The sequence below is a fragment of the Allosphingosinicella sp. genome (assembly GCF_036387215.1).
Classification (GTDB): Bacteria; Pseudomonadota; Alphaproteobacteria; order Sphingomonadales; family Sphingomonadaceae; genus Allosphingosinicella.
In genome coordinates, this window is sequence record NZ_DASVUE010000078.1 from 1 (window position 1) to 7628 (window position 7628).

9 protein-coding genes and 1 tRNA gene are annotated in these 7628 nt (G+C 68.0%); 4 read left to right on the plus strand and 6 right to left on the minus strand.

From position 1 onward, the window contains the following. Together VF662_RS03430 and VF662_RS03435 are read right to left on the minus strand one after the other, a co-directional pair. Positions 1-1281: TolC family outer membrane protein (locus tag VF662_RS03430; RefSeq protein ID WP_464137711.1), on the minus strand; the 1281-nt coding region annotated here is incomplete at its 3' end. Between the two features lie 52 nt (positions 1282-1333). Further along, positions 1334-1984 carry a protein-L-isoaspartate O-methyltransferase family protein gene (locus VF662_RS03435; RefSeq protein ID WP_464137713.1) on the minus strand — a complete coding sequence of 217 codons (651 nt, stop codon included), beginning with the start codon at positions 1982-1984 and terminating at the stop codon, positions 1334-1336. 298 nt (positions 1985-2282) lie between these two features. Here VF662_RS03435 and VF662_RS03440 point away from each other — a divergent pair. After that, a tRNA-Cys gene (locus tag VF662_RS03440) sits at positions 2283-2356 on the plus strand. Positions 2357-2431: 75 nt separating this feature from the next. Beyond that, on the plus strand, positions 2432-3706 hold the full coding sequence (locus tag VF662_RS03445; RefSeq protein ID WP_464137715.1) for a glycosyltransferase family 87 protein: 1275 nt from the start codon (positions 2432-2434) through the stop codon (positions 3704-3706). Here VF662_RS03445 and VF662_RS03450 read toward each other — a convergent pair. Beyond that, the gene (locus tag VF662_RS03450; protein WP_464137717.1) at positions 3675-4007 is read right to left on the minus strand and encodes a hypothetical protein; all 333 of its coding nucleotides are present in this window, start codon (positions 4005-4007) and stop codon (positions 3675-3677) included. The genes VF662_RS03445 and VF662_RS03450 overlap by 32 nt on opposite strands. Positions 4008-4153: 146 nt before the next feature. Here VF662_RS03450 and VF662_RS03455 point away from each other — a divergent pair, with 146 nt between their 5' ends. Continuing rightward, entirely contained in the window at positions 4154-5605 is a 1452-nt protein-coding gene (locus VF662_RS03455) for an ABC transporter substrate-binding protein (protein WP_464137719.1), read from the plus strand. Positions 5606-5626: 21 nt separating this feature from the next. Continuing rightward, a complete protein-coding gene (locus VF662_RS03460; RefSeq protein WP_464137721.1) occupies positions 5627-6070 on the plus strand; it encodes a DUF4112 domain-containing protein in 444 nt (147 codons plus the stop codon). Positions 6071-6107: 37 nt separating this feature from the next. Here VF662_RS03460 and VF662_RS03465 read toward each other — a convergent pair whose 3' ends face one another. The 3 genes from VF662_RS03465 to nadA form a co-directional block, all read right to left on the minus strand. After that, entirely contained in the window at positions 6108-6503 is a 396-nt protein-coding gene (locus VF662_RS03465) for a hypothetical protein (RefSeq protein WP_464137723.1), read from the minus strand. Between the two features lie 79 nt (positions 6504-6582). Beyond that, complete coding sequence (gene nadC / locus VF662_RS03470) at positions 6583-7431, minus strand: carboxylating nicotinate-nucleotide diphosphorylase (protein ID WP_464137725.1); 849 nt, start codon at positions 7429-7431, stop codon at positions 6583-6585. Further along, a partial coding sequence (nadA, locus tag VF662_RS03475) for a quinolinate synthase NadA (protein ID WP_464137727.1) occupies positions 7431-7628 on the minus strand: 198 nt, incomplete at its 5' end. The genes nadC and nadA, both read right to left, overlap by 1 nt.

Genomic DNA, 7628 nt, shown 5'->3' on the forward strand with positions numbered 1-7628 from the left:
CCCGAGATCCTCCGCCTCGGCGCGGCCCATCGCGTTAAGGAGCTGGAAGCCGGCTACATAAGCGTCGCGTCGTGCCGTCACGAGCGCGACCTGCGAGTTCAGAAGCTCCTGCTCGGCATTGAGCACGTCGAGCACGTTGCGGGTGCCGACCGTCTGCTCTGCACGGGTGCCTTCGAGCGCGAGATTGTTAGCGGAGACGGCGATCTCGTTCGATTCGATCGCCTCGAGCGCCGCCCGGTAGCTCGAGAAGGAGGCGCGCGCAGTGGCGACGACCGCGCGCTCGACGGCGACTCCCTGCTCGAGGAGCTGGCCCTGCAAGGCCTGCGCCTGGCGGACGCGCGCGCCGACGAGGCCGCCCTGATAGATCGGGATCCGCGCCGAAAGGCCGACGCCGGTCGAGACGGTGCTGTTCTGAAGGGTGCCCTCGCTGACGCCGGCCGCTTCGTCGGCGCTTCCGAGCGCGTTGAAATAGCGGCTGCTGTTGACCGCCGAGAGCGTCGGCAGCCGCTCGGCCCGGGCCACGGCCACATCGAGCCCCGCAGCACGCGCCTGCGCGCCGATCGAGACCAGATCGGGATTGTTGGCGAGCGCGATGTCGACTGCCTGGTCGGGCGTCGTCGGAAGCGGCGGCAATGGCGTCGGCGGCTCGAGATCGGCGGGCAGGGCGCCGACCACGCGCCGGTAATTCTCCTCGCTTGCACGCAGCCGCCCCTGAGCCGTCGCAAGGCCGCTCCGCGCCAATGCAAGGCGGGCCTCGGACTGGGCGACGTCGGTGCGCGTGAGGTCGCCGACCTCGAACCGGTCCCGGCTCGCCTGAAGGTTGGTACCGAGGACGCGCACCTGATTTTCATTGAGGGTGACGATCGAGCGGTCGCGGATCACGTCCATGTAGGCAGCGACCGCCTCGGTGAAGACGTCGCCCTCGGTGGCGCGCAAGTTGGCGCGGCCCGCCTCGACGCGGGTATTGGCTGCGCGGACGGCGTTCCGCACCCGCCCGCCGTTGAAGAGGGGATAGCCGACATCCACGCCGGCGCTGAAGCTGCGGCCGTTATTGCGGCCGCGCTGCGTCGTCAGCACGTCCTGGTTGACTCCGGCAGTGCCGGACAGCTGAGGCCGCCCCGCCGCGCTGGCGATCGCGACGCTCGCATCGAGCGCCCGCACCTGTGCGCGCTGCCCGGTGATCGTCGGATTGCTGTTGTAGGTCCGGACCAGCGCGTCGCGCAAAGTCTCGGCCTCGCCGGCACCTCCGACCAGCAGCGCGCCAACGGCCGCCGCAGCCATGAACCCTCCCCGCATCAACCCCAACTCCACTCTCTTAAAAACTGCCAACCACTCAAAAGCTAAATGCCCGCGGCTTTGAGAAGCCGGGCAGAATTGCCGTTGCCACATCCGTCATCGGCGCCACGCCGAAACTCTCCCCCACGCGGCGGCCGATCGAAACCCGCGACACCCCCTGATCGAGGATCGCGGTCGCAAGCCTGCCGCCGTCCACCAGCTGATCGATGATCGGCTGGGGCACGGATTCGACCGCGCCGTCGATCAGGATAAGATCATAAGGCGCATCGCCTTCATAGCCCAGAGCAAGCGGCGTCTTGACGAGCTTCACGCCCGTTCCCGAAAGCGCATGCCGCGCCACCTCGATCAGAGCCGGATCCTCCTCGGTTGCGACGACCGAGCCGACCAGCCGCGCCATCACCGCCGCGGCATAGCCGGTCGCTGCTCCGACCACGAGCGCGCGCTCGCCCTCCTGCGGGCTCACCTCGCTCAGCATCCGCCCCAGCGCCATCGGGGAATTGAGCTCGCGGCCGTTGCCGAGCGGCACCAGTGTGTCGGCATAGGCCGCAGCGACGCGCTCGGCCGGCACGAACCGCTCGCGCGGCACCGCGCCGATCGCCGCAAGCACCCGCGGGTTGTTGACGCCCGTCGTGCGAAGCGTGCTCGCGACCATGGCGCGCCGCATGTGCTCGAAATTATGCTCGGTCATTCCGCCGCCCTATGTCGCACAAGTGTCTTATCGGCGCAATACACCAGTTGCGCCTCCCGACTTCTAGCCAGAAGGCAGGGCTCGGCCAAGCGAAGAGTCCGGCAGATCATCTCTTTAGGAACAGCAAGAGCCATGCCACGCCGTCTAGCCCGCGCGCGGTGCGGCCGATAGCCCGCCGGACGGAAACGCATCGTTCGACGAGCGGAACGCTGTCCGCATCCGGACACTCCTGTCCGGAGCCGGACAGCGGACGCAACAGGTTGACAGACAAGAGCCCTCCGCGCACATGCGCAGCGGCGGCCCGATGGCGGAGTGGTTACGCAGAGGACTGCAAATCCTTGCACGCCGGTTCGATTCCGGCTCGGGCCTCCAGCCGCTGGCGCTTTGATTTCCTGACAGAATAGCCACCACCGGGCCGGGCGAGCGGCCGGCGCGACTGGAGGGCAGGTGGACCGCTTGAAACCGACCGCACCCGAGAAGGCGGACCGCGAGGACCGGCTGCAGATTTCGCCGCGCTTCGCGCTGGCGCTGCTGTTCATGGTCGGGCTTGCCGTGCCGTCGTTCCTGTTCATCCGCGACCTCATGCTGCAGCAGGGCGGAAACATCACCGGCAACGCCTTTTGGGGCCGCGACTTCACGATCTGGTGGACCGCAGGCCAACTCGTCGCCGAAGGCCGGCTGGACCTCATCTACAACCTCGAAGCCTTCCAGAACGAGCTGATGGGCCGCTTCGGCCGGCTCGACTGGATGGGCTATCCCTACCCTCCCCTCACCTGGCCGGTCGCGGCCTTGTTCGGAGCCCTCCCCTATTTCGTCGCCTGGGGCCTGTGGCACGCGCTCAGCGCCGCGCTGTTCCTGTACGCGTGCAGGCGCTGGTGGAAGCCCGGCATGGGACCTCTCTGGCTGGCGCTGGTGACGCCGGCCGCGCTGTTCAACATCTGGGCGGGCCATTGGGGCTTGCTACTGAGCGGGCTGTTCCTGCTGGGTTTCGATGCGGTCGCGCGGGGAAAGCCGATCGCTGCGGGCATCTTCTTCGGCTTCATGGCGGTGAAGCCCCACCTCGCCGTGCTGGTGCCGGTGCTGCTGCTGGTGCGGCGGGAGTGGACGGCAATCGCAAGCGCGGCCGTGACGGTGGCCTTGCTGGTCGGGGTCTCGGCGCTGCTGTTCGGGATCCAGCCGTGGCTCGCTTATTTTGACCGGATGACCGGCCCGCAGGTATCGCTCATCTCGTCGGAGGGCACCCTTCTCTCACTGATGAGCACCTCCCCGACGACCGCGATGCTGCGAGTGGAGGTGCCGAACGGCATCGCCTGGGGTGTGCAGCTGCTGTTGGCTCTCGGCAGCGTTGGGCTGGTCGCGTGGGCGGCACGCGACCGGCGGCGCCTGCACGAGGCGGCGCTGCTTGCGGCCTCCTGCACTTTCCTGCTGCTGCCCTACGGCTTCAATTACGATTTGAACGCGGTGACGGTGGCGGCGCTCTTTACCGCCACCCGCCCGGGAGTGGCGATCCCCTTCCGGTTGCTGGCGGCGCTGGGATTCCTCGCCCCAGGATTGGGAGTCGCCATGGGCGGCTTCGGATTGCCGGCGATCCCGCTGATGATCGCAGCGCTGGTCGCGGCCCAGCTCTATGCCTGGTTCAAGGCGCCTGCCGAAGCCACGGTAGGTCCCTCGGACCAGCCACAAAACGAGGCTAGGCGGCTGCCTTGGGCGGCTCGGCCTTGATCGCGGTCCATTCGCAGCGGTTGAGGCTGATCGGATCGAGGAACATGCCGCCCATTCGGCCGCCGATCTGCCAGCGCACTTGCGCCCGCACCGGCCCGACGCCGGGAACGTCCAGCGAAACATAGCTTCCGATCTGCACCGGGCTGGCGCATTCGGCCATGAACCCGCATTGGGAAACATCGTGGACCTTCACCTCCACGCTATACCAGTCGTGGTGGCGCAGCTGGGCCGTCTCCCCGACAGCCGTACGGTCGGACCGGCGGTCCTTGAAGTGGCTCGGTTGGGAGTGGTCGGACTTCATTTTCTTCCGGGGTCCTCGTCAAAGAATTCAGCTACATCCCGATTGATGAAGGAGAGGTAAAAATCGGCGGTGAAACCGGGGTTCGGCAGCGCTTTTCGCGGCACGGCTAATAATCCGCCTCCGGCTGGGCTATTCGGGCGTTCGCGATGCAGATTCGAAGCCTTTTCCTTGGGGCCGCTCTGGCGGCGGCAGCGCTTGCGGGCGGCTGCGACAAGTCGGCCGGGGGGCCCATCGCCGTCAGCGCCATCGGCGGGCCGCCGGAGCTTGCAAGCCCCAACAGCGAGCCGCTCGATCCGCCCTCGGCGCTGCTGACGGAGCTGACGGCCCAGGGGCTGGTCCGGTTCGACGCGGCCGGGCAGGTCGAGCCTGCGCTGGCGCAGAGCTGGATCGTCTCCGACGATGGGCTTCGATACACCTTCCGCATCGCTCGCACCGCGTGGTCCGGCGGCGCCCCAGTCACCGCGCAGCAGGTGGCGGCGCGGCTGCGTGCCGCGATCGCCCGCGGCAGCCGCAATCCCCTAAAGCCGATCCTCGGCGCGATTGCGGAAGTGGAGGCGATGACCGACAATGTGCTCGAGATCGGCCTTATCGCGCCGCGGCCGAACCTCCTGCAGCTGCTCGCCCAGCCGGAAATGGCGATCGTCCGGAACAATGCGGGCACCGGCCCCTATCGCGCCGAACCCCGCCCAGACGGAGCGCTCCGCCTGAAACTGCCGGAGGACGAGGACGGCGAGCGGCCGAGCTCCGAGACCGAGATCGTGCTGCGCGGGGAAACCGCGCCGATGGCGGTCGCGCGGTTCGAGCGCGGGCTTTCGGATCTTGTGACGGGCGGGACGGCGGGTGATCTTCCAGTCGCGCGGGCGGCGGCCCCTCCGGCGGCGGCCTTGCGGTTCGATCCGGTGGCCGGACTGTTCGGCCTCGCCTTCACGCGGAACGCCGGGCCGGCCGCCAACGCGGACGTGCGGCGCGCGCTCAGCATGTCGGTGGACCGGGCGGCGCTGGTCGCTGCGCTGCGCGTGCCCGATCTCCTGCCGCGCGAGACCTTGGCCGCGCCGGGGATCGAGGAGCTCCCGGCACCGGCCCTCCCCGCCTGGGCGGCCGACCCGCTGCCGATGCGCCGCGCTACTGCCGCCCGGCTCATCGCCGGAGCCGCGGGCGACCGGCCGCTCGCGCTCAGGGTGGCGGTACCCGCGGGGCCGGGATACCGGCTGATCTTCGCGCATCTGCGGCGGGACTGGAGGACGATCGGAGTCGACGCGGCGGCCGTCGGGCCCGAGGCGGAAGCGGATCTGCGCCTTGTCGATGCGGTGGCGCCGGCGAACGTCGCCACATGGTATCTACGGCGCTTCTCCTGCCGCTCGATCCTCGTTTGCAGCGCGGAGGCCGATGCGGCCCTGGAGCGCGTCCGGACAGCCCTGACGCCGGCGGAGCGGCACACCCATCTGGTCGAGGCGGACCGCCTCCTGACCGAGCTGGCGCCGTTCATTCCGCTGACGGCGCCGGTGCGATGGTCGCTGGTTTCGCCGCGGCTTACCGGATTTCAGCCCAACCCCTTCGGCCGGCGCTTTCTGGGTGGGCTGGTTGCAGCGCGGCGCTAGGCGCCCTAGCTTCGAAGAACCATGCCGACGCCGCAGGAACAGTTCAGCCGCATAGCGGACCAGCTACCGATCGGGCGGGACCCCGCGTCCGTGCGGCGGCGCCTCGAAGCGATGGAGATGCTGCTGGAGCGGGCGTTCACAATTCCCGGCATCAACCGCCAGGTGGGGCTCGATGCGATCGTCGGCTTGATCCCCGTAGTCGGCGACCTCGTCACCACGGCGATGGGAGCATGGCTGATCTGGGAGGGGCGGAACCTCGGCATGTCCAAGTTCCACCTTGCGCGGATGGCCGGCAATGTCGGCGTCGACACGCTGATCGGCGCCATTCCCCTCGTCGGCGATCTGTTCGACTTCGCCTTCCGCTCCAACACGCGCAACCTCAGGATCCTGAAGCGGCACCTCGACAAGCATCACCCTTCGACGATGATCCTCGAAGGCGAGGTCGTCGCCCGCCGCAACGACTGACGCTGCGACGGGCGCGGGCGCGGATCGGCGCCGGGCTTTACGAATCGCCGCCGCGGCCCTCGCTGAACCAGGCTTTCGAATCGGGCCGGAACAGCAGCCAGATGCTTGCGGCAGTGATCGCATATTGAACGACCGACAGAATTGCCGGGACGGCGCCGAACTCGAGCGTCTGGCCAATGCCGACGAGGCCCGAAATGAGAATGAGCCCGGAGAGAATCACGTAAATCCATTTCGCCACGGGACTGCCGTGGCGCGAGATGAACCATATGAGCAGCAGGTAAAGCGCGATCGTGACGGCTTGAATGATATAGACGGTGTTTGTGCCCACACCCTGTCCCTGCGCCGCGAGCATCGCCGCGACCTGCTCACGGATGAGGAACGCACTGATGATGCCCAGAACGATACCCAGCACCACCAGCCGCTCGAACAGCACGATTGATTTCGGTCGCATGATTTCCCCCTTTTATTGAAAGAGGGAGATTAGCCACCTCCGCCACGACGGCAAGCGAAGATCAGGCGGCGGCGAAATCGAGCCCGATATCGGCAGCGGGGGCCGATTGCGTCAGGCGGCCGACGGAGACGTAGGTCACGCCGGACTCGGCCTTTGCCCGGATGGTTTCGAGGGTGACGCCGCCACTGGCTTCAGTGGGTACGCGGCCGCCGACCAGCCGCACCGCTTCCCGAAGCGTCGGCACGTCCATATTGTCGAGCAGAAGGTGGGTAGCGCCCGCTTCGATGGCGGGCTCGATCTGATCCAGCCCGTCCACCTCGACGATGATGCGCGCGATGCCGGCGCAAGCAGCGCGGCGGACGGCTTCCGCGACGTTTCCGGCCACCGCCACATGATTGTCCTTGATCATCGCCGAGTCCCACAGGCCCATGCGGTGGTTCTGCGCACCGCCCATGCGGGTGGCGTATTTCTCGAGCACGCGAAGGCCCGGAATGGTCTTGCGCGTATCGAGCAGGATCGCGCCAGTGCCGGCTATGGCGTCGACATAGCGGCGGGTAAGCGTAGCGATGCCGGAAAGGTGCTGGAGGGTGTTGAGCGCGGAGCGCTCGGCGGTGAGCAGCGCGCGCGCATTGCCGCGAAGCCGCATCAGATCGGTGCCCGCCGGCACCACGTCCCCATCCTCGGCCAGCCGCTCGATTTCGACATGCGAGTCGAGCGCACGAAAGAAAGCCTCTGCGATTGGCAGGCCCGCCACCACGGTCTCGTCGCGGCTGTCCATCACGCCCCGGAACTCGGCGTCGGCGGGTATCACCGCGGCGGACGTGATGTCGCCGCCAGGGCCAAGATCCTCGGCCAGGGTGGCAGCGACGAATTGCTGAAGGTTGAACCCCTCGAGCCGGAACTCAGTCATCAGGCGGCAGCGAACACCGGCCGCCCGACGTCGCCCTGCCCCACCGTCCGGCCGGCCATGTCGAGCATCGCGTCGAGCGACTTCTTCGCCCGCAGGCGGAGATCCTCGTCCATCTCGATCCGCGGCTGGAGATCGCGGAGCGCCACGTAGAGCTTCTCCATCGTGTTCAGCGCCATGTACGGGCACATGTTGCAGTT

Excerpts from the sequence above, each read along its gene's own strand:
- nadC (WP_464137725.1), bottom strand. The coding sequence starts at position 7,431 with ATGACTGAGTTCCGGCTCGAGGGGTTCAACCTTCAGCAATTCGTCGCT.
- VF662_RS03435 (WP_464137713.1), bottom strand. The coding sequence starts at position 1,984 with ATGACCGAGCATAATTTCGAGCACATGCGGCGCGCCATGGTCGCGAGC.
- VF662_RS03455 (WP_464137719.1), top strand. The coding sequence starts at position 4,154 with ATGCAGATTCGAAGCCTTTTCCTTGGGGCCGCTCTGGCGGCGGCAGCG.
- VF662_RS03450 (WP_464137717.1), bottom strand. The coding sequence starts at position 4,007 with ATGAAGTCCGACCACTCCCAACCGAGCCACTTCAAGGACCGCCGGTCC.
- VF662_RS03460 (WP_464137721.1), top strand. The coding sequence starts at position 5,627 with ATGCCGACGCCGCAGGAACAGTTCAGCCGCATAGCGGACCAGCTACCG.